Source organism: Thalassospira lucentensis (assembly GCF_050516545.1).
Taxonomy (GTDB): Bacteria; Pseudomonadota; Alphaproteobacteria; order Rhodospirillales; family Thalassospiraceae; genus Thalassospira; species Thalassospira lucentensis_C.
Map to the genome: position 1 here is coordinate 894,296 of NZ_CP191544.1, position 24,846 is coordinate 919,141.

26 protein-coding genes are annotated in these 24,846 nt (G+C 52.0%); 9 read left to right on the top strand and 17 right to left on the bottom strand.

Going from position 1 to position 24,846, the window contains the following annotated elements:
- Nucleotides 1-24: 24 nt before the first annotated feature.
- From ACQ0MK_RS04095 to fabI, 3 genes are all read right to left on the bottom strand, one after another.
- Complete coding sequence (locus ACQ0MK_RS04095) at nucleotides 25-1,110, bottom strand: hypothetical protein (RefSeq protein ID WP_430474933.1); 1,086 nt, start codon at nucleotides 1,108-1,110, stop codon at nucleotides 25-27.
- A 67-nt stretch (nucleotides 1,111-1,177) separates the two neighbouring features.
- The gene (gene aroC, locus ACQ0MK_RS04100) at nucleotides 1,178-2,281 is read right to left on the bottom strand and encodes a chorismate synthase (RefSeq protein ID WP_430474934.1); all 1,104 of its coding nucleotides are present in this window, start codon (nucleotides 2,279-2,281) and stop codon (nucleotides 1,178-1,180) included.
- A gap of 83 nt (nucleotides 2,282-2,364) precedes the next feature.
- Nucleotides 2,365-3,195, bottom strand: a complete 831-nt coding sequence (fabI, locus tag ACQ0MK_RS04105; RefSeq protein ID WP_430474935.1) for an enoyl-ACP reductase FabI — start codon at nucleotides 3,193-3,195, stop codon at nucleotides 2,365-2,367.
- Nucleotides 3,196-3,397: 202 nt separating this feature from the next.
- Between fabI and ACQ0MK_RS04110 the strand changes: the two genes are divergently transcribed.
- The gene (locus tag ACQ0MK_RS04110; protein ID WP_430474936.1) at nucleotides 3,398-4,756 is read left to right on the top strand and encodes a YihY family inner membrane protein; all 1,359 of its coding nucleotides are present in this window, start codon (nucleotides 3,398-3,400) and stop codon (nucleotides 4,754-4,756) included.
- A 35-nt stretch (nucleotides 4,757-4,791) separates the two neighbouring features.
- On the opposite strand, the gene ACQ0MK_RS04115 is transcribed toward ACQ0MK_RS04110, so the two are convergent.
- From ACQ0MK_RS04115 to ACQ0MK_RS04125, 3 genes are all read right to left on the bottom strand, one after another.
- Complete coding sequence (locus ACQ0MK_RS04115) at nucleotides 4,792-6,132, bottom strand: mechanosensitive ion channel family protein (protein ID WP_430474937.1); 1,341 nt, start codon at nucleotides 6,130-6,132, stop codon at nucleotides 4,792-4,794.
- A gap of 204 nt (nucleotides 6,133-6,336) precedes the next feature.
- Nucleotides 6,337-7,266, bottom strand: coding sequence for a DnaJ C-terminal domain-containing protein (locus tag ACQ0MK_RS04120; RefSeq protein ID WP_430474938.1), 930 nt, complete (start codon nucleotides 7,264-7,266; stop codon nucleotides 6,337-6,339).
- 195 nt (nucleotides 7,267-7,461) lie between these two features.
- A complete protein-coding gene (locus ACQ0MK_RS04125; protein WP_430474939.1) occupies nucleotides 7,462-7,953 on the bottom strand; it encodes an RT0821/Lpp0805 family surface protein in 492 nt (163 codons plus the stop codon).
- Nucleotides 7,954-8,085: 132 nt separating this feature from the next.
- On the opposite strand from ACQ0MK_RS04125, the gene pdxH reads away from it, so the two are divergent.
- Nucleotides 8,086-8,706: a pyridoxamine 5'-phosphate oxidase gene (pdxH, locus tag ACQ0MK_RS04130; RefSeq protein ID WP_430474940.1), complete on the top strand. Its 621-nt coding sequence runs from the start codon at nucleotides 8,086-8,088 to the stop codon at nucleotides 8,704-8,706.
- Nucleotides 8,707-8,788: 82 nt separating this feature from the next.
- Here the strand turns inward: pdxH and ACQ0MK_RS04135 are convergent, their stop codons facing one another.
- The gene (locus ACQ0MK_RS04135) at nucleotides 8,789-9,097 is read right to left on the bottom strand and encodes an ArsR/SmtB family transcription factor (RefSeq protein WP_430474941.1); all 309 of its coding nucleotides are present in this window, start codon (nucleotides 9,095-9,097) and stop codon (nucleotides 8,789-8,791) included.
- A 326-nt stretch (nucleotides 9,098-9,423) separates the two neighbouring features.
- On the opposite strand from ACQ0MK_RS04135, the gene ACQ0MK_RS04140 reads away from it, so the two are divergent.
- Together ACQ0MK_RS04140 and ACQ0MK_RS04145 are read left to right on the top strand one after the other, a co-directional pair.
- The gene (locus tag ACQ0MK_RS04140; protein ID WP_430474942.1) at nucleotides 9,424-10,281 is read left to right on the top strand and encodes a universal stress protein; all 858 of its coding nucleotides are present in this window, start codon (nucleotides 9,424-9,426) and stop codon (nucleotides 10,279-10,281) included.
- A 205-nt stretch (nucleotides 10,282-10,486) separates the two neighbouring features.
- The gene (locus ACQ0MK_RS04145; RefSeq protein ID WP_430474943.1) at nucleotides 10,487-10,672 is read left to right on the top strand and encodes a hypothetical protein; all 186 of its coding nucleotides are present in this window, start codon (nucleotides 10,487-10,489) and stop codon (nucleotides 10,670-10,672) included.
- A gap of 64 nt (nucleotides 10,673-10,736) precedes the next feature.
- Here the strand turns inward: ACQ0MK_RS04145 and ACQ0MK_RS04150 are convergent, their stop codons facing one another.
- Nucleotides 10,737-11,444, bottom strand: coding sequence for an SOS response-associated peptidase (locus ACQ0MK_RS04150; protein WP_430474944.1), 708 nt, complete (start codon nucleotides 11,442-11,444; stop codon nucleotides 10,737-10,739).
- A gap of 199 nt (nucleotides 11,445-11,643) precedes the next feature.
- Between ACQ0MK_RS04150 and ACQ0MK_RS04155 the strand changes: the two genes are divergently transcribed.
- Nucleotides 11,644-12,387 (top strand): SDR family NAD(P)-dependent oxidoreductase, encoded by a 744-nt coding sequence (locus tag ACQ0MK_RS04155; RefSeq protein WP_430474945.1) that lies wholly within the window; start codon nucleotides 11,644-11,646, stop codon nucleotides 12,385-12,387.
- Nucleotides 12,388-12,471: 84 nt separating this feature from the next.
- On the opposite strand, the gene ACQ0MK_RS04160 is transcribed toward ACQ0MK_RS04155, so the two are convergent.
- From ACQ0MK_RS04160 to ACQ0MK_RS04185, 6 genes are all read right to left on the bottom strand, one after another.
- The gene (locus tag ACQ0MK_RS04160) at nucleotides 12,472-12,975 is read right to left on the bottom strand and encodes a GNAT family N-acetyltransferase (RefSeq protein WP_430474946.1); all 504 of its coding nucleotides are present in this window, start codon (nucleotides 12,973-12,975) and stop codon (nucleotides 12,472-12,474) included.
- A 72-nt stretch (nucleotides 12,976-13,047) separates the two neighbouring features.
- A complete protein-coding gene (locus tag ACQ0MK_RS04165; protein ID WP_430474947.1) occupies nucleotides 13,048-13,587 on the bottom strand; it encodes a hypothetical protein in 540 nt (179 codons plus the stop codon).
- A gap of 126 nt (nucleotides 13,588-13,713) precedes the next feature.
- Nucleotides 13,714-14,187, bottom strand: a complete 474-nt coding sequence (gene rnk / locus ACQ0MK_RS04170; RefSeq protein WP_430474948.1) for a nucleoside diphosphate kinase regulator — start codon at nucleotides 14,185-14,187, stop codon at nucleotides 13,714-13,716.
- Nucleotides 14,188-15,106: 919 nt separating this feature from the next.
- Nucleotides 15,107-16,324 (bottom strand): 5-aminolevulinate synthase, encoded by a 1,218-nt coding sequence (gene hemA / locus ACQ0MK_RS04175; protein WP_430474949.1) that lies wholly within the window; start codon nucleotides 16,322-16,324, stop codon nucleotides 15,107-15,109.
- Between the two features lie 607 nt (nucleotides 16,325-16,931).
- Complete coding sequence (locus ACQ0MK_RS04180) at nucleotides 16,932-18,335, bottom strand: aspartate aminotransferase family protein (protein ID WP_430474950.1); 1,404 nt, start codon at nucleotides 18,333-18,335, stop codon at nucleotides 16,932-16,934.
- A 211-nt stretch (nucleotides 18,336-18,546) separates the two neighbouring features.
- Nucleotides 18,547-19,389, bottom strand: a complete 843-nt coding sequence (locus ACQ0MK_RS04185; protein WP_430474951.1) for a universal stress protein — start codon at nucleotides 19,387-19,389, stop codon at nucleotides 18,547-18,549.
- 212 nt (nucleotides 19,390-19,601) lie between these two features.
- On the opposite strand from ACQ0MK_RS04185, the gene ACQ0MK_RS04190 reads away from it, so the two are divergent.
- Nucleotides 19,602-20,468 (top strand): ETX/MTX2 family pore-forming toxin, encoded by an 867-nt coding sequence (locus ACQ0MK_RS04190; protein ID WP_430474952.1) that lies wholly within the window; start codon nucleotides 19,602-19,604, stop codon nucleotides 20,466-20,468.
- A gap of 101 nt (nucleotides 20,469-20,569) precedes the next feature.
- On the opposite strand, the gene ACQ0MK_RS04195 is transcribed toward ACQ0MK_RS04190, so the two are convergent.
- Together ACQ0MK_RS04195 and ACQ0MK_RS04200 are read right to left on the bottom strand one after the other, a co-directional pair.
- Nucleotides 20,570-21,142 (bottom strand): hypothetical protein, encoded by a 573-nt coding sequence (locus tag ACQ0MK_RS04195; RefSeq protein WP_430474953.1) that lies wholly within the window; start codon nucleotides 21,140-21,142, stop codon nucleotides 20,570-20,572.
- Nucleotides 21,143-21,332: 190 nt separating this feature from the next.
- Nucleotides 21,333-22,202 carry a LysR family transcriptional regulator gene (locus tag ACQ0MK_RS04200; RefSeq protein ID WP_430474954.1) on the bottom strand — a complete coding sequence of 290 codons (870 nt, stop codon included), beginning with the start codon at nucleotides 22,200-22,202 and terminating at the stop codon, nucleotides 21,333-21,335.
- A 113-nt stretch (nucleotides 22,203-22,315) separates the two neighbouring features.
- On the opposite strand from ACQ0MK_RS04200, the gene ACQ0MK_RS04205 reads away from it, so the two are divergent.
- Together ACQ0MK_RS04205 and ACQ0MK_RS04210 are read left to right on the top strand one after the other, a co-directional pair.
- On the top strand, nucleotides 22,316-22,687 hold the full coding sequence (locus tag ACQ0MK_RS04205; protein ID WP_430474955.1) for a VOC family protein: 372 nt from the start codon (nucleotides 22,316-22,318) through the stop codon (nucleotides 22,685-22,687).
- 70 nt (nucleotides 22,688-22,757) lie between these two features.
- Nucleotides 22,758-23,477 carry a glutathione S-transferase family protein gene (locus ACQ0MK_RS04210; protein WP_430474956.1) on the top strand — a complete coding sequence of 240 codons (720 nt, stop codon included), beginning with the start codon at nucleotides 22,758-22,760 and terminating at the stop codon, nucleotides 23,475-23,477.
- Nucleotides 23,478-23,487: 10 nt separating this feature from the next.
- On the opposite strand, the gene ACQ0MK_RS04215 is transcribed toward ACQ0MK_RS04210, so the two are convergent.
- Nucleotides 23,488-24,111 (bottom strand): TetR/AcrR family transcriptional regulator, encoded by a 624-nt coding sequence (locus ACQ0MK_RS04215; RefSeq protein WP_430474957.1) that lies wholly within the window; start codon nucleotides 24,109-24,111, stop codon nucleotides 23,488-23,490.
- Between the two features lie 93 nt (nucleotides 24,112-24,204).
- Between ACQ0MK_RS04215 and ACQ0MK_RS04220 the strand changes: the two genes are divergently transcribed.
- Nucleotides 24,205-24,825 (top strand): NAD(P)H-dependent oxidoreductase, encoded by a 621-nt coding sequence (locus ACQ0MK_RS04220; protein WP_430474958.1) that lies wholly within the window; start codon nucleotides 24,205-24,207, stop codon nucleotides 24,823-24,825.
- Nucleotides 24,826-24,846: the final 21 nt, after the last annotated feature.

Here is a 24,846-nt window from a genome sequence, read left to right on the forward strand (position 1 = left end):
GGGAGGGAGTTGGATGTTCGGCCGTTAAGTGGCTGGTGCCGTTTCCGGTCTGGCCTCTGGGTTTGCCGATTCGGTGTTTGCAGGGGGCTGCGTTGTTTCTGTTGTTGTTGCTTCTGCTGCGGGCGTCGTTGCGTCGGGGGCTGTCGCTTGGTTGCTGGCCGTATCTGCCGGTGGTGGCTGATCAGATGTGTTTACGCTCGGTTGTGCGTCCGATTCTGCAGGTGCCGGTGTTGTGACCGCGCCCGTTTGGGCTGCCGTTTCGTTGCTGTCTTTTGTTTCATCGGGGCTACTTGACGGAGTGGTTGCAGTTTGCTCGTTTTCGCTTGTGTCGGCAGCGTTGGGTTTGTCGTCTGTTGGGCTGGACGTATCGGGTTGCGTGGTCTGGTCAGTCTCATCGGATGTTACCGTTGGCTGAGTGGCATCCGTTGGTTTTGCATCCTCAGCACTTTGTGCCGGTGACTTGTCAGCAGGTGCCGTTTTTGGGGTGTTCTGTGACGGGGGAGGGTTAAGGTCGACCGCCGGGGATTTCGGGGTTTTGTCGGTTTTGGCCCGGTCGGGGCGGATCAGGAATTTATCGCCCAAAGTGTCCTGACCAATCAAAAGCGGTTGTTCCAGCCCGGCCATTTCAAGCAGGCCGATATCAACATCCCGATCAATGCCATGCAAGACCATGCGGGTTTTGATCACCGGCGCGCGCACGCTGGCACTATTGGCACTTGTTTGAATGTCACGATATCCGGAAACGGGGGCTGCGAGTTGCCAGACAATGGTGCGTGATTTCAGGCTGCTTTGCGCATCCGGCGGGCATTTCAGGGTGAGGGAGAACGATGCGATATCGGCCGTTTTGACTTCGCTGCTTTCATCGCTGTCGTCACTGTCGTTGTTCTCGTCAGCAGTGCTATCGGTGCTAAGGTCGCTGACGAACAGACAGGTTTGCGGCGCTGCGCCAAGGATCATCGCAGGCAGGCCCGCAATGCCCCATTCGGGCAGGTCAACCGTCTCGTCCGGATACAGGACCGTTCGGTTTTTAAGTTGCGCGTCCTCGCCAACTGATCCGCTGCGTGCGGATTTGTTGTTGGAGGCGGCAAGTGTCATCAGGGTTTTGAGCATGATCGGGTTCATGCCTCTACGACGTGGCACCAACCCGGTTGTGACAGGATTTCAGTCGGTGGGTGCTCTAGCTTGGAAAATGCTTGTTGGTGTTCCAACCTTCGCACTGACCGCGATGGCGCAATAAATGATCTGCCAGAACGATGGCAGCCATGGCTTCGCCCACCGGAACCCCGCGAATGCCAACACACGGGTCATGGCGACCCTTGGTGACGACATCGACTTCCTTGCCGTAGATATCGATGCTTTTGCGCGGGGTCAGGATCGAGCTGGTTGGTTTGACCGCAAAACGGATGACAACATCCTGACCCGACGAAATGCCACCCAGAATGCCACCAGCATGGTTTGAGCCAAAGACAGGTTTGCCATCATTACCAAGGCGCATTTCATCGGCATTTTCAATGCCGGTCAGTTCGGCCGCTTCAAAGCCATTGCCGATTTCAACACCCTTAACCGCATTGATCGTCATCATGGCCTTGGCCAGATCGGCATCAAGTTTATCATAAACCGGATCGCCAAGCCCAACCGGAACGCCCGAACAGACGACTTCGATTACAGCACCGACCGATGAGCCATCCTTGCGCAAGCCATCAAGATATTCTTCGAAGACCGGAACGGCTTTTGCGTCCGGGCAGAAGAACGGGTTGTTATCAACCTCATCCCAGTCCCAGTTGTCGCGGTTAATTTCCTTGGTGCCCATTTTGACCAAGGCTGCGCGGATTTTGATGTCATCGCCCAGAATTTTACGGGCAATCGCACCCGCAGCAACACGCATTGCTGTTTCGCGGGCCGATGAACGTCCGCCGCCACGATAGTCACGTGTGCCGTATTTTTCCCAATAGGTGTAATCGGCATGACCAGGGCGGAATTGATTTTTAATCTCGCCATAATCCTTGGACCGCTGATCGACATTTTCAATCAGAAGACCAATCGGGGTTCCGGTGGTTTTGCCTTCGAACACGCCCGAAAGAATTTTGACCTGATCAGGTTCACGGCGCTGGGTGGTAAAGCGCGACTGACCGGGTTTGCGTTTTTCAAGGAAACTCTGAATATCGGATTCAGACAGATCAAGCAGCGGGGGAACCCCGTCAACGACACAGCCGATTGCCGGGCCGTGGCTTTCGCCAAAGGTGGTAAAGCGAAAGAGCGTTCCAAAACTGTTGCCAGCCATAACCGATAATCCAGAATTCAATATTAAAGAGAACAAAGCGGGCCGCCCATCAGAGCAGCCCGCAAAATCATTCTATGCTCAGATCAGGATTTCTGAACATTGATGTCAGGTGCGTCTGGCTGTTTCATGCCAACGGTATGATAGCCGCAATCGACATGATGGGTTTCCCCGGTCACACCGGTTGACAGGTCAGACAGGAAGTACAGCCCCGAACCACCAACATCATCAAGGGTGACGTTGCGGCGCATAGGCGAGTTAAACTCATTCCATTTCAGGATATAGCGGAAGTCGCCAATACCCGAAGCGGCAAGCGTTTTCATCGGACCAGCCGAAATTGCGTTGACGCGGATGCGATCCGGGCCAAGGTCATTGGCAAGATATTTCACGCTGGCTTCAAGGGCTGCTTTGGCAACACCCATTACGTTGTAATGCGGCATGACTTTTTCTGCCCCGTAATAGGACAGGGTCAAAAGCGACCCACCATCTGTCATCAGCTTTTCCGCGCGCTGGGCAACAGCGGTAAAGGAATAGACCGAGATGTTCATCGACATCGTGAAGTTTTCAAGCGAGGTGTCGACATAGCGACCGCGCAATTCGTTTTTGTCGGAAAAACCGATGGCGTGGACGACAAAGTCGAGTTTGCCCCATTTTTCCTTGAGCGCGTCAAAAACGGAATCGATGCTTGCTGCATCGGTTACGTCGCATGGCAAGACGATGTTACTGCCAACAGACTCCGCCAATGGGCGCACACGTTTTTCAAGTGCCTCACCCTGATAGGTAAAAGCAACTTCGGCACCAGCATTCGCAGCAGCGCGTGCAATACCCCAAGCAATCGACTTGTCGTTGGCGACGCCCATAATCAGGCCGCGCTTACCGGCCATCAGGCCCGAAATGTTTTCGGTGGACAGGCTCATATTCCCTCTCGTTCCCACGATCTCTCTCTGGCAGGTGGAGGCATTCACTTAAAGCCGCGACCGGCACAGGAGCTATTAGTCATTGGGCGCATCCTACACAAAGCAAGGCCAACGTCAATCTGGCCTGTTATAACGTGTGCGGGCACGCTATCCTGTTGATCAATTGCAGTATAACCGGAAAATGCGCGGGGATAAGCGTTTAATGGTCGAATTTCACAAATTGATCGCGGATCGAACCGCATTCTGGCGCTATGCCCTTATGCGTTTTATACATGACAAATCCATACAACGTGCGGCTGGACTGTCTTATACGACGCTTTTGGCGATGGTTCCGTTCCTTGCGGTTGCCTTGACGGTGCTGTCGGCATTTCCCGTTTTTGATCAGTTCAAAGATCAAATCATGGACGTTGTTTTAAATAACTTTTTGCCCGAAACCGGCGAACAAGTCACAGAATACCTTGGAAATTTCCTGCAAAATACCGGCCAGATGACGGCGATTGGCACCATTGTTCTGGGCCTGACCGCGGTTATGTTGCTTGGCGCGATTGAAGGGGCGATGAATGATGTCTTTCGCGTCACAAGCCCGCGCAAATTGCTATCGCGTCTTGTCGTCTTTTGGACGCTTCTGACCGTTGGGCCGATGTTGCTGGGGCTTAGCCTGTCGCTGGCATCCTATATCTTTGCCATGCGTCACATGGTTGGTGGCGATGTACTTGGTACACAAATCGGGCAATTGACGTTCCTTGCGCCGTTCTTGCTGTCAGCTGCGGCGTTTTCATTGCTGTTTATCGGCATGCCCAACCGGTCTGTTGAAATCCTTGATGGTTTTGTCGGTGGTTTGGTGGCGGCAGTCTTGTTCGAATCCCTGAAAAAGGGATTTGGCTTCTATGTCACAAGTTTCCCGACCTATCAGACGATTTATGGTGCAGTGGCCGTTGTTCCGATCTTTCTTTTGTGGATGTATCTGACTTGGATTGTGATCCTGCTTGGCGCACAGGTTGCCGCAGCACGATCTGAATGGCGGGCGGCACGCGCAGCCGGACTGATCCCCGATCCACGCGGTGCTGTTCCCGGCCATATGGAACGGATTATCGCGGTTCTTCGGGTTCTGGAATATCTGCAAAACGGTTTCCATCATGCCACGAAGCCACCAACCTATCGTCGTATGCTGCGCGAGTTGAAACTGGGCGGGCGTGATTTAAATTGGGCCTTGGCGGCCTTGCGGCGGGAAAAGCTGATTGACCGTTCGGAAAACCATCGCTGGTTGCTGTCAGGCAATCTGTCACGGCTAACATTGAACGATCTGATGGCACGGTTGGGGCTGTTTCTTGATTATGATCGGCTTTTGGTTGTTCCGGCCGATGGCGGGTGGCCGGTGCGCATGCGCGAGCGCCTGATCGAGCTTGAGAAAACCCGCCATGTCGTTCTGGATATTATCGTTGGCGAATTGCTTGATACGCCAAAACAGGCTGACAAGGTTCCTGAACAGATCAAGGAAGACCCGGAAACGCCAAGACCAACCGAGATTGATCAAAACGACATGGCGCAAACCGTCGAATAGGGGCGGGGCGTGTGTAGTTAACACCGCACACCTGCCTATTCGGAAACAGGTTGCTGAGGCGTTTCCATCTGAACACGCAAGGTGGCATCGCCGCTGCGCAGATGCAAATCGCGCTGCGGGAACGGAATTTCGATATTGTGTTCCTTGAAGGCATCCCAGACATTCAGCAAAATCTCGCTGATAATGTTGCCGCGCCCATTTTGCGGGTCATCAATCCAGAACCGGATTTCAAGATCGACGGAATTATCGCCAAATCCGCGTAACAGGGTATTGGGGCCGGGGTTTTCCAGCACACGCGAACATTTTCCCGCCGCCTCGTTGCATAGGGTAATGGCGAAATGCGGATCGCAGCTATAGGCAATGCCAACCGGAATTTTCAGGCGCAGCTTGACGTCTGAATGGCTCCAGTTTTCGACCTGTGTGGTGATCAGGTCTTCATTCGGGATCAGGAATTCTGTCCCGTCACGGGTCCGAACGGCGGTATAGCGTGCGCCAAGCGATTGAATCCAGCCAAACGTTTCACCAATGGCAATGACATCGCCCGGCTTGATCGACCGATCCAAAAGCAGGATCACGCCACTGATCAGGTTGGCGGCAATGCGCTGCAGACCAAGGCCAAGACCGACACCAACCGCACCGCCAAAGACCGCAAGGGCGGTTAAATCGACACCAATGGTCGAGAGTGCAAACAGAACCGCAACGGATAGAAGAACAAACTTGAGCAGCTTGGACATCAATACCTGAACCGACGGGGTCAGGCGGTGGGTCTTTTTTATGCGTTGTTCGAACAGGCGCGATGCAAAGGATGCGACCCACAGCAGGACAGCAAGCGACAGGACGGCTTTCAGAATGCCATAGACCGACACACGGAAATCGCCGATCTGCATGGCAAGCCCGTCAAGAATTCCAATGGCCGGGTCAAGCCAGCCGACAATGTTAAGCGCGGCCAACCCCCATGCCACGGTGGCAATGGTGCGCGACCATACCGGATCGTTGACCACAGCCGAGGCTAGGCGAATGACGATCCAGGCATTCATCAAGCTTGCGACAAGGCGGACAATGTTATGGCGGTAACCGGCCTGAATGGCGATGGCATCAATCAACCAGATCAGAACGACAAACAGCAGCGGGAAAGCCAGATCCGGCAGAACATTGGCAAAGCGCCTGAACCCGGCATAGGGCAAAAGCGGTTTCCAGTTTCGCAGCAGGGAAAGCAGGGCTGCCAGTTTTGAACGGAGTAAATAGGCCGGGATGGTTGCAACAATACAGGCCGCTATCTGGATCAGGATCGGGACCAACAATACATTGGCCGAAAGCCAGTCGATCGCTTGTTCAAGCCATTGCAAATATTGATCCGGATTTGTGAACTGTTCCATCTGTTCCCTGATTGGCTGTTGTGTTTTGCCGCAACAAAACCCTTTGAAACCATATGGTAACACGGAACTGCATTTACAGGCAGTCAGGCGTATCACGGCTGGTTTGGGGGCGTCAGACCCTTGGTTTTTTTACGGTCGTTCGGGACAGGGTGGTTCAAACGGGCAAGAAAAAAGCTGGCAGATGCCAGCTTTTAAAATGTCGGATTAGCGCGTTTTGTAAGGATGGTTTTCGGACCAGGTTTTGATGAATTCGATCAGTTCATCATCGCGTTCTTCGGGAAGCTTGACCGTCAGATGGACATATTGATCACCGCGTTTGTCCCCCCGATCATAGGGGGCCCCTTTGCCGCGCAGGCGCAGCTTGGTTCCGCTATTGGCATTCGCGGGTAGCTTCATATTGACCTTGCCTGCGACAATTGGCACTTCGATGGAGCCACCCAGTATGGCTTCTGACAACGTGATCGCAAGATCGCAATGAATGTCATTGCCTTCGCGGCGGAATGTTTTGTCGGGATGAATATGCAGCTTGATCAGCGCATCGCCCGCCTCACCACCATTCATGCCGGCCATGCCCTGATTCTTCAGGCGCAGCGTTTGTTCATCTTCACTGCCCGGTGGAATGCGGACTTCAAGGCTTTTACCGCTGGCAAGGTTGATGCGTTTGGTCGCACCCAGCAGGGCTTCGCTAAAATCAAGGCTGAGTTCATAGGAGATGTTCGGGCCTTTGACCTTTTGCGGGCGTCGTTCGCCGCCAAATCCCCCAAAACCGCCACCGCCGCCCCGGCCGCGACCACCTTTGCCGAAAATTTCGTCAAAGATATCTTCTGCATTGGCCCCGGAGAAACCAAATGGATCGTTCGTGCCGCCTGAACGGGCACCGCCGCCGCCACCACGGCCAAACGGTCCGGTTTCGCGGCCATCGGCATCAAGCATGCCATTGTCGAATTTCTTGCGGCGTTCGGCATCGCCCAAAAGGTGATAGGCGCTTGAGACCTTTTTGAAACGCTCTTCGATCTTTTCATCGCCGGGGTTTACGTCGGGATGGAGCTCACGCGCCAGTTTGCGATAGGCTTTCTTGATTTCGTCCTGACTGGCGGTTTTGGCAACGCCAAGTATCTTATAGGGATCCTGCATGTACTGACCGGTTGTAAAAACTAAAAGCACGTCGGTTCATTATTAGATCATGAGCAGTCAAATATGAACCTTATTTGCATGGGGCGAACCATGCGATGGTTGATTGGTGGGTTTGTCAGAACAAGAAAAAGGCGACGCTGTCTCATGGAACGCGCCGCCTGTTTCATTCTGTACGACGCAGGCCGCACATTTTGATCAGTTCACAACCTGCCAACTGCCATCAGGTTTACGGCACGCGGTGCCATAGGCGGTTTCTTCCTGCCCTCCGATGGTGACGGTTTGCTGATACTCGCGGCAATATTCCTGCGTTTTAGGCGCCTGATAGGTCCGCGTCGGGGTTACCGTACCTTGAACACCCGTATCGGGGTTCTGCCAGGTTGAGGTTTGCCCCGTCGGGGTTGCTTCAAGCGTTTTTTGTGTGCTTTTGGCCATGATGGCCCGGTCCGCATTGTCAAGCGAACGGCCGACTTCACTGCCGATAAAAGCACCCGCGAGCGTACCAAGGGCGACACCAACAAGCTGCCCGCTGCCCTTACCAAATTGTGCACCGGCAACAGCACCGCCAACAGCACCAAGCAAGGTGCCAGCGGTTTGTTTTTGGCCCTGATCTTGGGCGCAGCCGGCAATAAAGGCGGTCATCATGACCGGAATTACGATATGACGGAATTTCATGTTTGTTTTGCCCATCTTGTCTTTACGGTCCCAACCGATATGCTTTGCGTATATATATAACCTGAACGTAGCGTCTGCCACCGATGTTCCGAATTAGTTGATCCGTATGGCAACGAAATTCAATCAGCCAAAGGAAATCTTTCCCCAATGGACGAAAAAAATACGCCAAAAATTGGGCACGAACCCCACAACGCCCCGTTTGAGATGTTTGATACCTGGTTTAATGAGGCTAAATCAGCAGAAAAGGCCTATCCGGATGCCATGACCTTGGCGACGGCGGATGCGCAAGGGCGCCCGTCGGCACGCATTGTTTTGCTTAAGGAATTCGATCCGCGCGGCTTTGTTTTCTATACCAATTATGAAAGCCGAAAGGGCAGACAGCTTGGTGAAAACAGCTTTGCTGCACTGTGTTTTCATTGGAAGACCCTTGAAAAATGTGTGCGGATTGAAGGCAAGGTTTCCAAGGTTGATGCGCAAGAATCCGATGAATATTTCGCATCGCGTCCGCGCGGCAGCCAGCTTGGTGCCTGGGCATCCATTCAGTCACGCCCGATGAGTGGACGGTTTGATCTTGAAAAACGGGTTGCAGAATTCACTGCCAAGTTTGGCCTTGGCAAAGTCCCGCGTCCGGATCATTGGGGTGGTTTCCGCCTGATCCCGGATCGGATCGAATTTTGGGCCGAAGGAAAATTCCGCCTGCATGACCGCAAGCTTTTCACCCGCGATGATCAGGATGCCGGTTGGAACATTGAAAAGCTGTTCCCTTAAGAAGTGCTAGGCCGATCAGAAACATCAAAACGCACAAGGTCATGTGACTTTGTGCGTTTTTCTTTGGACAATTGAAAGTGCCTTAGGCGTCCTGTTCTGGCGGGCAGAAGGTTTCCTGCAAGACAGCAATGATTTTCATGATGTCGCGATTGGCCAGCGAATAAAAAATGGTCTGGGCATCCCGGCGGGTTTTCACCAGACCTTCGCGGCGAAGACGTGCCAAATGTTGGGACAGGGCCGATTGTTTGATGCCCAATTCGCTTTCAAGCGTCCCAACGGATTTCTCGGAATCCCCAAGGGAACACAGGATCATCAGACGCCATTCATTGCCCAGTGTTTTAAGAAATTCCGCAGCTTCGCGTGCATTCTCATGGAGCATTTCATAATCCATTTGGCGGAAAACCCATTCCTTGTTCTGCGGGATAATCTGCCCATATCCCTATAGGCATAAGGTTTTTATGGGCGTACGTCAGGTTTCGATAATGAAACCCTAATCGTAATCACAACCATTGATGATACAATCATTTTATATGTTACGCTCTAGGAAAACCGGGTCAGGTTTCGATAGGATGCTGAAACATTAAACGCATTCGGAACGTTTTGATCTTGGACAAAGAAATTCGCGATTAAAGAGCGCAGTCTCTTGCCAAGCCTGCACCAAACGGGGCAGGTGAGAGACAGGCGAAGTTATCAAGCTGACATGCGGGAGTGAGTACGATGGCAATACGAACAATTCTGGCGCCGGTGGCAGGAACTGCCATTGATCAGCGGGTCTTGCATACGGCCTTTCGAATGGCCAAACGGTTTGATGCCCATCTTGAGGCGTTATTTGTCGCAGCAGAACCCCAGGATGCAATTCCGATTGTCGGTGAAGGCATGTCGGGCCTGATCATAGAAGAAATGATCCGTGCTGCTGAAACGGAAACTCAAAAACGCGAAACCAACGGTAAAGCTTCCTATAAGGCGGCACTTGAAGCCGCTGGTATTGAAGTCAGTGAAGCTTCCTCGACCGAGAACAAGGCGACCTGCGCATGGCGCAAGGATAACGGGCGCGAAGATGAAACCGTTGCCCGCCGTGGGCGGTTGTTTGATCTGGTGGTGATTGGCCGCGATCCCAAGGAGGCTTCGGCATCCCTGACATTTGATGCGGCCCTGATGGAAACGGGCCGTCCCATTCTTGTCGCCCCGGAAAACGCACCGGCTACAGTTGGCGAAAAGGTCATGATTGCGTGGAATGGCGGGGTTGAAGCCGCCCGTGCCGTAACCTCGGCCATGCCGCTTTTGCGCACGGCAAAGGAAGTCACAATTGTTAGCATTGGCGATGTGCCCTATGGCCGGGCCAGTGGCACCGCATTGGCCGAACAATTCCGCTGGCACGGAGTCGATGCCAAGGTCGTTGACAATACCGAGTCTGGCCATGTTGCTAGCGCCTTGATTTCAGAAGCAGAAAAATGCGGTGCCGATACCATCGTTCTGGGCGCTTATAGCCATTCCCGGTTCAAGGAAATGATCCTTGGCGGTGTGACGCAGGATATGCTGGCGAAATGTGCCTTACCCCTTTGGATAATGCACTGACCAATAGGTCATCATAACCATATGATTTCGCAAAATTAAATGATCTGCCCAACAGGGTCGAATTCAAAAGGCGCATTTTGATGCGCCTTTTTTGTTGCATCCGCGAACAAATCGCGAGAGGGTTGCACTAATCTTACAAAGACGAAACCCCGATAAACGAGGCGTTTCGCATCGAGGAAAATAAGCGTCTGACAGGGGAATTCACATGCTATCAATGCGTGATATCATTGATTTCGCGGCCATGTCCGAGGACCTGGTACATGAACTCAATAACCCGAAAACAGGTTTGTCCGATCTTGGCGCAGTTGCTGCGGACCAAGCGGTTGTTGGTGGCGTCTTGCATGAATGCGGTGCAACACCGTGTGCGGCCAACGATGTCGATGGCAAATAAGGTTTGATCGCTGCAAAGCGTAGATGCGCTTGCGGGAAGGATCACTGTTTTCTGATTTAAGTTTTTATTTCGAGAAAAAATCAATCTGATTGCTGTTCTGATCGGCTTTCTGACCGGCATTGGCCGGGGGCGATGTTTGTTCCTGCCATGCCAGAACGTGGTCAGGAAGCGGAACCAGCACATGGCGGATGGTTTGAAATGAGCTGTCCGGGTCAAGCCAGTGCGACAGGTGATTGGGGCCGATCACAACCGGCATGCGATTGTGAATATGGGCAATCGCACCAGACGGGGCGCAGGTAATGATGGTTGCCTCATGGCCGTTTTCCAATCCGGCAAACAGGAACGGTTGGTGATCAGGAAGCGTGATCTGGTTTTTATGTTTTGCTGTGCCATCCTTGCGCCATTCATACCAACCCGTCGCCGGGATCAGACAGCGTCGTTCCAGAAGGAGACGGAATGTCGGTTTTGCTTCGAGTGTTTCGGATCGGGCATTGATCATGGGCGCATTCAGGCCGGGCACACTTAATCCCCAGTTTCGAATGGCGGCTTTGCGGTCGGGTAAAATGACGGCAATCGGATCGGTTGGGCGCCGCGTACCTGTCAGACTTTCAAAGGCCGCTTCAAATTCATCTGACAAATCATCTGGATTACGGGCATTGCGGGCATCTTCAATCCCAGCAGGTGTTGCCGTGCGGCGGATATCTTCCATATCCAAGCCAAGCTGGACTTGAAGCGCCTGAATATCGCTATTGAGATCAAATCGGCTGCACATGTCTTTATCCACCCCGTCCGAAATTCAGCATACCGGCTTTAGGGTGGCTTGCCAAACGCCCTGCGGATGATTTTCCAAGGTTCGGGGATAGAATTATTCCCCAAATCGGGGCTTTTCCTTCAAGGGTTTGGCATGGCAATGCTATAAGAAAGCAGTCAAAGCATGATTGCATATCTAAGTCGCGAAGAGAGCAAAGCCAATGAACAGCAACGCCCCGAAAACAGTCGTCCTGACAGGTGCCAGTCGTGGCATTGGTCATGTCACTGTTGGATATTTTGCCAAACGTGGTTGGCGGGTGATTTGTTGTTCACGCGAAGCCCCGCCGCCATCTTGTCCGCGTGATCCGGCGCAAGGTATTCATATCCGCGCCGATCTTTCCAAGCCTGAAGAAGTCGAATCCTTTATCGCACAGGCCAATGACGTACTTGGCGATGATCCGTTGCATGCGCTGGTCAATAATGCCGGTGTGTCACCCAAAACGCCTTATAAAGAACGTCTTGGCTGCTTGAATGGCGATATTTCCGCATGGCGTGATGTGTTCGAATTGAACTTCTTCACCCCGCTGACACTGTCACGTGGCTTTGCATCGGCATTGCATCGGGGCAAGGGGGCGATTTGCAATATCACATCGATTGCAGGCCACTATGTTCACCCGTTTGCCGGGTCAGCCTATTCAACGTCCAAGGCGGCGCTTTCGGGGCTGACACGTGAAATGGCGGTGGAATTTGCCGAACTTGGCGTTCGGGTCAATGCCGTGGCCCCCGGCGAAATCAAAACAGACATGATTTCCCCGGAATATGAAGCATTGGTGCCCCGCATCCCGATGAACCGCATGGGCACACCCGAAGACGTTGCAGCGGCGGTGCATTATCTGGTCGGGGAAGACAGCAGCTATGTCACCGGGACCGAGATTTTCGTTACCGGCGGGCAGCATCTTTATTGAGTTGCCAGCGCCTTGCGGTTTGGCATCCTGAATTGAAAAAGGCAGTCCATTGAGGCTGCCTTTTGCGTATGGGGCAGGTTTGCGTCAGGTTGCTTCGATATAAAAGGCCGGATCGTAATCCACCATACCTGCCGGGATTTCATCGGCCAGGGGGCGGGCCATGAAATATTCCTCGGGCACACCTTCAAGCTTGAGATCGGGCAGGGGGGCAAAGCCAAACCGGTTGTAATATTCAGGTTCACCCAAGACCACACAGCCGCGCGCGTCATCTGCACGCAAATGGCGGATGCCGCTTTGAATCAGTTCGGACCCAATGCCCATGCCTTGGCGATCCGGGATGACTGCAACCGGGCCAAGGCCAAACCAGTTACAGGCCTCGCCATTGATTTTAACCGGTGAAAAGGCAATGCAACCGACAAGTTCGTCGGCCTCTTCTGCAATCAGGGATAAGGTAAGTTTGCCGCTTTTCCGAAGGGCATCGACAATCAGATGTTCTGTCTGCTGGCTATGGGGTGCTGTTTTAAAAGCACTCGCCAACAGTGCGTTAATCGGCGCGAAGTCTTTTTCAGTCTCTTCACGTATCAGCATTTTCCGTCCCTGCCTGTGACGTTTGATCTACATCTTGCGGATCGTCAATCACGACTATAACGGGAAATTGCGTTACGCCAACAGGCTTTTAAGCCATTCTAGTTTCTGTTCCAACCGTTTGACTTCCATCTCAAGCCAGCCGGTGAAATTTGCCGCCTCATTGGAATGTTCTTCACGAAGGGCCAGAACCCGTTCCAGATCAAGCTCACAAACATCTTGAAGGATTTCAATCTGTTCGGTACGGATGTCATCATCAAGAAGATGCAGGTAGCGCATTTTAAGCGCCATGATCAGGCGGGAGAGCTCACCGGATGTATCGCGCAGGTTACCCTGCATCAATTCGATGAATTTATCATGACCGGCCTTGGTCAGGCTGAGTTGCGCATCGGAAAAGCCACCTTTGGCGGTGTCTTCCTTGACCAGACCTTCAAGTTTCAGAAGCTGAAGTGAACTTCCCATCATATCAAGCGACGGCCCCATCATATGGGACATGAAATGGCGCACCGAATTGGCCAGATCAGCATAGCTGATCGGTTTATCCGAAAGGGCAAGAGTACCAAGCGCGCAAAGCCGTAGACATTCTTTTGGGAGCAAGGTTCTATCCGAATACATGAGCGGTCCCTGTGTGATGACAGGTCCAAAGTTAACGCGAACGGTTATTAATTGCAATAGTCCGGTGCCAGAATAATCCCGGCACCGGTAAATATAGATCACATTTCTAATTGCGCAAACAGGCTGTCATATGCATTCGTGGGGAATAGCGTCCTTATTTGGTTTAGGGGCGCTATCATCATGCGTGACCACCTCCCGGATCGTTAATTCCCGTATTTCATGATCGTGTATTTGCCACCAGATGGTTTCACCTTTGCCGATCCCTATTAAGGCTGCGCCAACCGGGGTCAGAATCGAGATGCGATGGCGGGTTATGTCCGCTTCGGTTGGCATGACAAGAGTTACGGTTTGCACGTTCCCTGTCGCGTTATCACGAAAAGTAACTTCTGATCCGATGGTGATGATGTCGGGGGGGAGTTCTGCACGGCTAAGGATTGTTGCGCGGTCTATTTCTTCAAGCAACCGATTGGCCACAAGCGGGCTTTGGTTAAGGTTGGCAAGGGCAAGGTTTTCAAGCTGATTGGCGATGGTCTGATCAATGAAAACGGCAGGATCGCCAGATTGGATTTCGGTAAATGGTGTCGTGTTGTTGTACATCATAAAATCTTCTTTCTGTTCACAGAAGGTGGGGTTTGTCGGCAAATGGGATCAAACAGGGATCAGTCGATGCTGTGCAGGGTAATCGTGCCGACGGTGCAATTAATCGAAAGCAACCGGGCATGTTGCCTTGGTTTCAATCCGATTACGGTTAAGCCGACAAAACTGCGAAGATCGAGATGTGCCAGTTCATCGGAACCTGTATCGTGCCGGTCATTGGTAATGGCGTTGCGCTGGGGGGCGGGAATACCTAGTAACGCGGTTTGCGTCGGTCCGTTATTCACCGAATAGGAAATAATATCGCCATAGGCTGCGTACTGATGGCGATCTCGGTATCATCTAGCAAATGTGCATCGGCCAATTTTGTGCAAAGAAGCCGTCCAAGCAGAACATCCAGAGGTGGAGATTCATGGCGCATTTTCTCAAGACGGGTAAAATCCTGAGGACACAGCCAGCTTGTCATCGGGCGTAGTGTTTCCAGCCGCTTGAATTGGCGCGGTCGGCTCATATGGTGCTTAAGAAGGTCGCGTAACCGGGGTGGGGTGACTGACCGGGTGCGTGGTTTGACACCGTCGGGGGGGATGCCACCCGAAGCATGTTTTTTCAACGTTGCCATTGTGATCCTGCCTGTCGGACAATCGATGAGATGTCCATAAAACGGTTATTGAAGGTATGACTTCAAAGCCCCGAGTGCAGGTACAGGAATACGTTCCTCACCCCACTCGGGGTGAAGTTCCTGCGAGCAGGGAACCCGCATTGATCACAAAACGAACGTTCAATTTATGCTTCAACATAACGAACCAAGTTTAACACATTTGCCGTTAATTTGATGTGCATATTTTCCAACAACAAAACCGATGCAGGGAATGCATCGGTTTTGGTTCTTTTCTTCAAGATGGAGACATCGCCAAAAGGAAGGCGTTTACGCCGCCTTGGAAATGCCTAGCTGGCTCCAGACGGTCAGAAGCGAGTCGATCAAATGATCGACCAGTTCGTCATTGTGAAGCGGGCCGGGGGTAAAGCGCAGGCGCTCTGTCCCGCGTGGCACGGTCGGGTAATTGATCGGCTGAACATAGATATCATGTTCAAACAACAGACGATCGCTTGCTTCCTTGCACATGGCGGCATCGCCAACCATCAGGGGAACAATATGGCTTGGCGCATCCATGACCGGAAGCCCCGCAGCACGCAGACGTTCACGCAGGGTTTCGGCGCGTTCTTTTTGCGCGATGCGTTCGGCATTGCTTTCTTTGAGATGGCGGACAGAGGCCAGCGCACCGGCCGCAATGCTGGGCGGATGGGAGCTGGTAAAGATAAAGCCATTGCCAAAGCTTCGGACGAAATCAACGATTTCCGGTTTGGCAGCTATATAGCCGCCAATCACACCAAATGCCTTGGCAAGGGTGCCCTGAATGATGTCAACGCGGTCCATTACGCCATCGCGTTCGGCAACACCGCCACCATGCGGCCCATACATGCCAACCGCATGGACTTCATCAAGATATGAAATCGCGTTGTATTTTTCGCAAAGATCAAGAATCTGACCAATCGGTGCGATATCACCATCCATCGAATAGACCGATTCAAACGCAACGATTTTTGCGCGGTCCGGGCCGATGTCTTTCAGGATGGCTTCAAGATTTTCGACGTCGTTATGTTCCCAGATGCGGCGTTCGGCCTTGGAATGGCGCATGCCTTCGATCATGGAATTGTGGTTCTGCGAATCTGAGATGATGACGCAATCAGGCAATTTCGACCCGAGTGTTGAAAGGGTCGTCCAGTTTGCGACATAGCCTGATGTCATCAAAAGGGCGGCTTCCTTGCCATGCAAATCGGCGAGTTCTTTCTCAAGCGCGACATGCAGATGGTTGGAACCGGAAATATTACGCGTACCACCCGCACCGCCACCCTGACCGGTGATGGCATTCTGCATGGCTTCAAGGACTTTGGGGTGCTGACCCATGCCAAGATAATCGTTTGAACACCAAACGGTAATCTCGCGGGCGGCTTCGCCATTGCCCGGATGGAAAAGGGCCTTGGGGAATTTGCCGACAATACGTTCAAGATTGGCGAATACGCGATAACGGCCTTCTGCCTTAAGGCCGGCCAACGCGTCTTTGAAGAAGGTGTTATAATTCATCTTTGTTTCTTTCGCCTGTCTCTTGGTGCCGGTGCGTGCGTATCGCTACATGTGCATCGTCACAAAGCTCTGGTCTTGTTCAGATCAAAGTGTGATCTGAACATATCGTCCGGTCTGACCGGGTCTTGATTTTTTCCTTATCCAGCATGGCGACTGATAAGGCATTGACCCTTGTCAAAAATTAAAGCGATTCCAGTTTTCTTTGGAACCGTACGATCAGAGAAGGCGTTCCATCTTTCGTTTGTCGATCTCGCCTCGGGGTGGGTTGATTTGCACGTGCTAGCACACCCCGTCTAAATTCAGTACCCAATTTGGGCCTATTGGCTTCATTTGGCAAGGATTTGAACGCGTTTGCAGGCACAATTATATTGATTTTCACCATAGATAAAATCAATCGGTTTTGTGTTTTGTGGTGCGAATGGCCTGTTTATTCGCAAATCGAAGCGTTCTGAATGGTTGTTTTGCGGGTGAGAAACCCGACGATATTCAAAGATTTCCGACGTTATCGGGCAGGCTTGCTCCCGCCGTGAATGAAAAAATCCCGCACAATGGTCAACATCGTGCGGGATCCTGTTTTTAAGGCGCCTATGGGGCTTGGGTACCCGGATTACCGGGCGGCATGCCAATCGGTCAGGGCGGCTTCGACCTTGTCGAACATATCGTTGATCTGGGCCTCAGTGATGATCAGCGGCGGGCAGAAGGCCACCGTATCGCCCAATGCGCGCAGGATGACACCCTTTTCAAGGCAGGCTTGCGCAACCGCCTTACCCGCAGCGCCATAGGGTTCAAACGGTGTTTTCGCAGATTTATCGGCAACCAGTTCAAAGGCGCCAATAAGTCCGAGTCCACGGGTTTCGCCGACGTGATCGAACTTGTTAAGGTCTTTCAGGCGTTTCTGGAACGGCACCATGACGGCTCGGACATGCGCGATAATGCCATCGTCTTCATAGACTTTCAGGGTCTCAAGTGCTACGGCGGCAGCAACCGGATGCCCGGAATAGGTGAAACCATGGCCAAAGGTGCCAACGTCATCTGATCCCTTTTTGGCCGCCTGATAAATCTTGTCATTGATGAACAGGGCAGAAATCGGCTGGTAGGCCGAAGAAAGCTGTTTGGCGACCGTGATCATGTCGGGGGTCAGATTAAAGGTCTCGGTGGCAAACATCCGCCCGGTCCGGCCAAACCCGCAGATCACTTCATCGGCAATGAACAAAATGTCATAGCGTTTGAGGACTTCCTGAATTTTTTCAAAATAGGTGCGCGGCGGAACAATCACACCACCAGCCCCCATGACCGGTTCGGCGATAAACGCACCAACTGTTTCGGGGCCTTCTGCCTGAATAAGATCTTCAAGCTGTTCGGCCAGTCGGGTGGCGAAATCTTCTTCTGACTCACCGGGCTGTGCTTCGCGCCAGTAATGGGGGGTATCGGTATGAAGAATACGATCAATCGGCAAATCAAACAGTTTGTGATTGCCCGGAAGGCCGGTCATTGACGCGGCGGCAACGGTAACCCCGTGATAGCCCTTCTTGCGCGAAATGATCTTCTTCTTTTCCGGCTGCCCAATAGCATTATGATAATACCAAACCATTTTAACAGCAGAATCAGTGGCTTCTGATCCGCTATTTGCAAAGAACACTTTGGACATCGGAACAGGCACGATTTCCAGCAGCTTTTCGGCCAGATCAATCGCCGGGTTTGTGCTTTTGGATGCAAAGGTATGATAATAGGGCAGGATGTTAAGCTGCTTGGTCGCGGCATCGACCAGACGCTTTTCGCTAAAGCCAAGGGATGCACACCAAAGACCTGCCATGCCTTCGATCAGTTTGTGACCGGCATCATCGGTGACATAAATGCCATCGCCGCCGGTAATGATATGCGGACCGGTTTTCTCATGGGTTGCAAGATTGGTATAGGGATGCAGATAGCTGGCAACATCGCGGCTGGCATCGGAATTACCCGGAACAGTTGGGGCGACGGTCGGATTGACGTTGGTGGCGTCGATGGTCATGGCGAACCTCTTACTTTTGGTGTGGGACCCTGAAACCCGTAGGTGCTTTCATCGCACTTTAAGCTTACCGCGATGCGGTGCAACTTTTTCCTGCATGCCCCGTTTCGTTTGCGGGCTGAAACGGATGATGGAATGAAAAAAACCGGCCAGAAATGTCTGACCGGTTGTATCGTTTGGCGGAACAGGAACGTCGGGGAAGCGGGGGCTGACCTTAGTGCGACATCAGGACCGGAACGGTCATGTGACGCAGAAGGTGATAGGTGACACCGCCCATCATTAATTCGCGCAGGCGCGGGCGGCCATAGGCACCGCAGACAATCAAATCGATGCTTTCATCTGCAGCGCGCGATAACAGAAGATCACCAACACTGATGCCCGATGCATTCATGGTTTCCTTGTGAACCTTGATGCCGTGGCGGCCAAGTCGCTCTGCGATATCGACACCGGGAACCGGAAGGGTGTCACGGGCGCCCTTGTTGGGATCTGCACAGAGAACCAGTGCAGATTTTGCATTTTCAAGGAAGGGCATGCTGTCATTTACCGCACGAACGGCTTCGCGATAAGGTTTCCACGCAACCATGACCCGATCGCCAATGGTGTCGAATTTCCCGACATAGGGCACAACCAGAACCGGAGCACCTGACGTCAGAATGACTTTATCGGGCATTTCAGAGGCCGAGCACGGATCTGCGCTATCTGGGTTGTACTGCCCCATGACGGTCAGATCATGATGGCGGGCATACATCGCAGCCGTTTCGGCAATTTCCGATACGGCGCAGGAAGTTTGGTTCCAACTGAATTCGATGCCTGCTTCCTTGCAGGTGGTTTCGAAATCAGTTCGGGCCGATTGTGCGGTTTCGGCCATGGCTTCGCGTTGCTGTGCCATGACTTCTTCGGTGATCTGGACTTCCATGAAACGCGGAATTTCGGGATAGGGCAAAAGAAACAGGCCGGTCAGGTGGGCGTTTTGGGCCTTGGCAACTTTCAATGCAACGGAAAGGCGTTCTTTACATGCTGGGGATGTGTCGATGTGAACAAGAATATCGCGATACATAACCAATCTCCGTTTGATTATAAACGTGGTGCTGGACCGTGCAGTAAATGCAAAACACTGCAGAGTGTGACGGCATGACACAACGATAAGCCGGAGATCGGATGGTTTCTTTGCTCTATCTCAAATTGTCACTTTGTAACCCAATTATGCTTTTCACAGAACGCCAAGGGGGCCGTCTTTCTATTGGTTACTCAAACCCAATGGAGAATTAAATGTCACAATCGTTGCAAAACATTACGGACGCTTGGGGACGCTGGAAAGCCAAACAGTGCAATACAGGGATGGATTTTACAGCGAGCACAAATTACGGTCCGCATGGTCAGTTGAATAAATATTATAAATATCAAGTTCAGGTTGGGGAAAGTAAAGTTTACTATAACAATGCATCTACATGTGTAACTCCGGGGGTTCCGCAGATTTCACATGCAAGTTTTGCGAACAATACTGATAGTGAACAGGTGACAACTTTCACGAGAAGTGTCTCATCTGAAATGACAATGTTGTGGTCTGTGACTGAGGCAGAAGACCTAGGGGTCAGTGTGACCATAACCGTTGGGAAACCCGGGTTTGTTCAAGGATCCGCTACTGTTAACAAAAGTTTTTCGTTATCAGAAACGACGAGTGAATCTTCTACAATTGTTCAGTCGTGGAAGGTCGATCAGCCGATTGTTTGCAAGCCGCACCAAACAGTAGATGCAACGTTTACCTTGTCGACAGACACATATTCGACACCTTTTACAACATCTACCCCGCTTAGTGGTTATGTTGCTGTGTGGTTTTCTGATCGTGTAAAGCTCAGCCCGAACTCTGGAGACCATTTCCTGTACTTCATTCCAATCCAGACTGTGTTCAATGAGTGCAAAAGCAATGGCATCATTGATACATCGGGCTATGACGTCGGTTCTTCAAACGTTCTGGCTCATGCTTATGGAAATTTCTCGGGAGGGGAAGGTCTTGACTACTTCATCTCTGTGAAAGAAACGCCTATTTCGGAAGTCCCTCAAGTCAAAGAATACATTGTCGATAAATGGGGAAAAGATAGCCCAGAATCAGACTATGGCCGCTTGACTGCAGTTTGAACTAAATCAATTAGGCGGGCGTTTTTGCCCGCCTATACGTTGGCTAGTTTGATTTTCATTGAACAATCTGGTTTCAAGGAAATCAGAGTTTTTACGACCTTTTATCCATCTGAGCTCGGTTGCGTCATCGGGATGACCTTTTCAATTTCCGGTGTTTCGGGGGAGCTAATAGATGGAGCCATGTCAGGTTTCATCGGATCGTTCATGCCATTGGCTGGCATGGGGGATGTGTTTGACGGGCTGCTCATCGGGGTCATCATGGCATCGCCTGCCACCATTGACAGGGTTTTGTGCAGCTGTTGGGAAAGGGTGCTCCAGTTGGTTTGAAGCGTATTGCACGCGGCTTCATCCCCGCTTTGAACGCAGCGTTGGGCCATACGATCAAGGATGCCAAGCGCGATCCGGGCTTCACCAATCTGCTTTTGCTGCATCTGATCAAGCGCCTTTTGATTAGGGTCTTCCATCATCACCAGATTGTCGTTTTGTGTGGTGCTGGCGCCTGTTGTGCTTGCGGATTTCGCCGCAGTGCCATTGGATGGTCCGCCCCACGGGGTGACGATGGTGCTGCCGGAATTGGTTGCTGTAACCGGGGCTTCTTGTTGTACAGCGCAGGCTGATAGTGCGCCCGTCAGTGCAATCATCGCCAGACATTTGGCCGTCTTGTGTATGGACATATGTTGCTCCTTGAACCATTGGGCATCCGCGCCGTGGTCACGTGATCTTGTTGTCCCGGAAACCTGTCATAGTCGGTGCTATGACTTTGCTTTTGCTTGCGAACATATTGAACCGACTTATCGTTCCTGTCCAGAAAAGGCCGGATGACAATTGCCTGCCCAGCATAAATATTGTTGTCGTCGCGTTGAATTACACGGCCTGTGAAAGGCGTGGATCAGATCGAAGCGATTTACTGATCCATCGCATGGACTGTTTAATCCGTTCGATATGGCGAAGATCAGGATGGGTTAAAACCCATAACTTGTTCGACGCAATGTCGTTTAAGGGCGCAAGGAGCTTTAAGCCCGGTATGGCAAGATCGGTTGGCAAACACGCCAGGCCATTTCCGGCACGCGCCAGATGGGCCATTGCGACCAGATCATCGCATTGATGCTGCTTTGTTTCGCTACACCGCGTTTCAAGCCATTTAAAAACCGGATGGCTGTGTAATGTTCCACAAGCACCAATAAAGGTGCGTGCAAACAACGTATTTAGATCATCAGTGGCCGTATCACTTTCGGTGCCATAGATGTCCCAGCTTAAGGTGCGGACTTCGTGACCGACCAGATGTTCCGGCGGGTTTTGTGCGACCCGGATGGCAATATCAGCGTAGCGTTGGGTCATGTTGAATTCCTGATTGCTTGTCATGAGTTCAAGCTGAATGTCAGGATACTCGATATGAAAACGGGCAAAGTAATCAGGCAACAGGAAGTATGAAAAACTTGTCGGTGCGGTAATGCGCACCAGCCCGCTTGGCGACTGATCGCGCCCGGAAACTTTGGCATCGATTGTATCAAAGCTGTTCATGATCTGCCGGGCTGGCGACATCATTTCACTACCGGCATCGGTCAATTGATATTGCCCGCGCACCCGATCAAATAATCGGCTTCCGGTTTCTTTTTCCAATGCATGGATATGCCTGAAAACGGTGGTGGTGCTGATGCGCAATTTTTGTGATGCGCTGTCGAGTGATCCAGTCTCGGCGATTGCGAGAAAGGATTTCACATAGTTCCAATCCATTTCAGATTATTCCAAATTTGTAATCAGATGTTTCAAAGTTGACTATTCATTGCAAATTTGCAACCTGCTATCTCTGTCTCTTCGAAGTCGGAGTTTAGAGATGAGAGGTTTTTATGATTGGCTATACATCGCTTGGAACGAACAATCTGGATCAGTCCGGGGCATTCTATGACGCGCTGTTTGGATGCCTGGGCATCGGACGTGTGATGGAAGTGAAAGACTTTATTGTCTGGGGCAAGGATTTCGCATCGCCCTGTTTTTCCATTCATATCCCGTTTGATGGCAAGGCCGCATCGGTTGGCAATGGCACCATGATTGCGTTGCGCGGGGAATCTCGCCAACAGGTGGATGATGTCTATGACAAGGCGCTTTCGCTTGGCGGATCATCTGAAGGAGCACCGGGACCGCGCAATGATGACGGGTTTTATGCCGCATATTTCCGCGATCTGGATGGCAACAAGCTCAACATTCATTTTATGGGCTGATCGCGTGGTAAAGCACCCGGTTTCAGTGAAGCCGGGCGCTTTTGAATTTCCCAAAGTCAGAGGATGTTTCATGTACCCTCATTTTCGCTTGGTCGGGCATCGCTTGTGCCCCTATGTCCAGCGCGTTTCAATGGTGATGGCAGCGCGTTCAATCCCCCATGAACGTGTTGATATTTTGCTCGATCAAAAGCCCGACTGGTTGTTTGAGTTAAGCCCGACCGGCAAGGTGCCTGTCTTGGTGGTCGATCATGAAAGGGTTCTGTTCGAGGCTGCAGCGATTTGTGAATATCTCGATGATCTGTCGGGCAAAAACCTTTTCCCGTCCGATCCATATGCGCGGGGGGTACATCGAAGCCTGATTGCCATTGGCGAGGAGATATTGGCACTGACCGCAAGGTTGATTTATCAGGATATGACAGAAGAACAGGTTGATCTGACGATGCATCAAATGACTGGGAAACTGGAATTGATTGCACGACAACACGAGGCGGGCGCAGCACCGTCCGATAGACCATTGATGCTGTTGGATTTTGTCTTTGCCACCATCTTCAGACCGTTTGCATTATTTGCAATCGCACTTAACCGGGATTTGTTTACGGGTATGGAGGACCTTCGCGGCTGGTCGGTCAGGCTATCAAAACATGAGGTCGTTCAGAACGCTGTTCCGCGCAGTTATCAGGCTGAAATGCAGAAGTTCATTTCACAGAAGGATGGATACCTTGCCGGGCGCTTGGCGATGTTGCCGACCGTTCATTTGGCCCACGCACAGGGCACGGGACAAAGGCCGTAACCCGTTTGGTTTAGTCGATGCGGTGGCGTGACATCATGGCGATGATGGTGTCAAACAGTTCATTCTTGGCCTGTTCGGGGGTGATTTCGCCGGTTGCCGCAGCGTAGGACAGGGCCTCTGCTGCGCCAAGGAAACCCCACAGACTGACCGTCGAGACGCTGCCGCTTGCACAAAAAGGTGCAAGAATCGTGCGGCATTTATCAAGGAACAGAAGGTTGTAGTCGCGTTTCACCTGTTCAAGCTTTGGCGAGCCAGCCAAAGCGGAAATGACACCCGATATTTCACGTCCCTGCGACAGCACACACTCAACATAGGATGATGCAATCACCAATGCCTTGTCGTGCAGGGTAGGGGCACTTGCCGCAAGGGCGGCATCAAGCACGGCGGTCTGGCGTCTATCATAATCCTGATACAGTGCGATCAGCAACCCGGACCGGGTGCCAAAGTGATCATAGACAACCGGCTTGGTCACACCGGCCTGCTCGGCAAGGGTGCCAAGGCTAAGCGATTCTGTCCCATCACCACGCACCATTTGCCATGCGACATCAACAAGCTGGCGATAACGATCCTCACGCGAGAGCCGTTTACGCGGTTTGTGGGCGTGAGAAGAATTATTTGCGCCGGTGCTTGACATGTTTATGTACCAAACGTAACTTACGGAAAGTAACTTACTAAAAGTATATAGAGATTGCCGCCCCGAGGCAATCCGTTAAGAAGGAGATTTGTCATGCATGCGCTTGTCGTTGTTGCCCATCCAAATACCGGTTCGCTGACCCATGCTGTTGCCAGTCATATCGGCAAGGGTATCGAAGATGCCGGTTCTGACCATAGTTTCGAACTTGCCGACCTTACGGCCGAGGGACTTGATCCGCGTTTCAATCTGGGCGATGTCGCGGGGTTTGATCTTGTAAATCCGTACCCCGATGACGTGATTGCCGAACAGCAAAGGATCGACCGTGCCGATACGCTGGTTCTGGTTTTCCCGATCTATTGGTGGTCGATGCCCGCCATCATGAAAGGGTGGATTGATCGTGTGTTTACCAATGGCTGGGCCTATGAGGACATAGACGGCGACAAGGTCAAAAAAAAGCTGACCCATTTGAAGGTCCATCTTGTTGCCATTGGCGGTGCCGGTTTGGGAACGTTTGCTCGGCATGGGTATTTCGGCGCGATGAAGCTGCAAATTCATCAAGGCATTTTCGATTATTGCGGGGCGGAGGTCGCGTCAACCGAATTGATGTTGCTGGCCGATGGCAACGATCCGGCCGCGCATTTGAAAACCGCGCGTGATCTCGGGGCTGCCATCCCGGCGAAGGTGGCGCAACCTGATCTGGATATGGCGGGATAGGTCCCGACTATTTCATATGTT

Bases quoted from the DNA above. Each gene is read 5' to 3' on its own strand.
- ACQ0MK_RS04140 (WP_430474942.1), top strand. From the start codon at position 9,424: ATGGCAATACGAACAATTCTGGCGCCGGTGGCAGGAACTGCCATTGAT.
- ACQ0MK_RS04155 (WP_430474945.1), top strand. From the start codon at position 11,644: ATGAACAGCAACGCCCCGAAAACAGTCGTCCTGACAGGTGCCAGTCGT.
- ACQ0MK_RS04220 (WP_430474958.1), top strand. From the start codon at position 24,205: ATGCATGCGCTTGTCGTTGTTGCCCATCCAAATACCGGTTCGCTGACC.
- fabI (WP_430474935.1), bottom strand. From the start codon at position 3,195: ATGAGCCTGTCCACCGAAAACATTTCGGGCCTGATGGCCGGTAAGCGC.
- aroC (WP_430474934.1), bottom strand. From the start codon at position 2,281: ATGGCTGGCAACAGTTTTGGAACGCTCTTTCGCTTTACCACCTTTGGC.
- ACQ0MK_RS04160 (WP_430474946.1), bottom strand. From the start codon at position 12,975: ATGCTGATACGTGAAGAGACTGAAAAAGACTTCGCGCCGATTAACGCA.
- ACQ0MK_RS04205 (WP_430474955.1), top strand. From the start codon at position 22,316: ATGATTGGCTATACATCGCTTGGAACGAACAATCTGGATCAGTCCGGG.
- rnk (WP_430474948.1), bottom strand. From the start codon at position 14,187: ATGATGTACAACAACACGACACCATTTACCGAAATCCAATCTGGCGAT.
- ACQ0MK_RS04135 (WP_430474941.1), bottom strand. From the start codon at position 9,097: ATGGATTATGAAATGCTCCATGAGAATGCACGCGAAGCTGCGGAATTT.
- ACQ0MK_RS04180 (WP_430474950.1), bottom strand. From the start codon at position 18,335: ATGACCATCGACGCCACCAACGTCAATCCGACCGTCGCCCCAACTGTT.
- ACQ0MK_RS04125 (WP_430474939.1), bottom strand. From the start codon at position 7,953: ATGGGCAAAACAAACATGAAATTCCGTCATATCGTAATTCCGGTCATG.
- ACQ0MK_RS04150 (WP_430474944.1), bottom strand. From the start codon at position 11,444: ATGTGCAGCCGATTTGATCTCAATAGCGATATTCAGGCGCTTCAAGTC.
- ACQ0MK_RS04165 (WP_430474947.1), bottom strand. From the start codon at position 13,587: ATGTATTCGGATAGAACCTTGCTCCCAAAAGAATGTCTACGGCTTTGC.
- ACQ0MK_RS04185 (WP_430474951.1), bottom strand. From the start codon at position 19,389: ATGTATCGCGATATTCTTGTTCACATCGACACATCCCCAGCATGTAAA.
- ACQ0MK_RS04145 (WP_430474943.1), top strand. From the start codon at position 10,487: ATGCTATCAATGCGTGATATCATTGATTTCGCGGCCATGTCCGAGGAC.
- ACQ0MK_RS04115 (WP_430474937.1), bottom strand. From the start codon at position 6,132: ATGGAACAGTTCACAAATCCGGATCAATATTTGCAATGGCTTGAACAA.
- ACQ0MK_RS04215 (WP_430474957.1), bottom strand. From the start codon at position 24,111: ATGTCAAGCACCGGCGCAAATAATTCTTCTCACGCCCACAAACCGCGT.
- ACQ0MK_RS04110 (WP_430474936.1), top strand. From the start codon at position 3,398: ATGGTCGAATTTCACAAATTGATCGCGGATCGAACCGCATTCTGGCGC.
- ACQ0MK_RS04210 (WP_430474956.1), top strand. From the start codon at position 22,758: ATGTACCCTCATTTTCGCTTGGTCGGGCATCGCTTGTGCCCCTATGTC.
- ACQ0MK_RS04190 (WP_430474952.1), top strand. From the start codon at position 19,602: ATGTCACAATCGTTGCAAAACATTACGGACGCTTGGGGACGCTGGAAA.
- ACQ0MK_RS04200 (WP_430474954.1), bottom strand. From the start codon at position 22,202: ATGGATTGGAACTATGTGAAATCCTTTCTCGCAATCGCCGAGACTGGA.
- pdxH (WP_430474940.1), top strand. From the start codon at position 8,086: ATGGACGAAAAAAATACGCCAAAAATTGGGCACGAACCCCACAACGCC.
- ACQ0MK_RS04095 (WP_430474933.1), bottom strand. From the start codon at position 1,110: ATGCTCAAAACCCTGATGACACTTGCCGCCTCCAACAACAAATCCGCA.
- ACQ0MK_RS04195 (WP_430474953.1), bottom strand. From the start codon at position 21,142: ATGTCCATACACAAGACGGCCAAATGTCTGGCGATGATTGCACTGACG.
- ACQ0MK_RS04120 (WP_430474938.1), bottom strand. From the start codon at position 7,266: ATGCAGGATCCCTATAAGATACTTGGCGTTGCCAAAACCGCCAGTCAG.
- hemA (WP_430474949.1), bottom strand. From the start codon at position 16,324: ATGAATTATAACACCTTCTTCAAAGACGCGTTGGCCGGCCTTAAGGCA.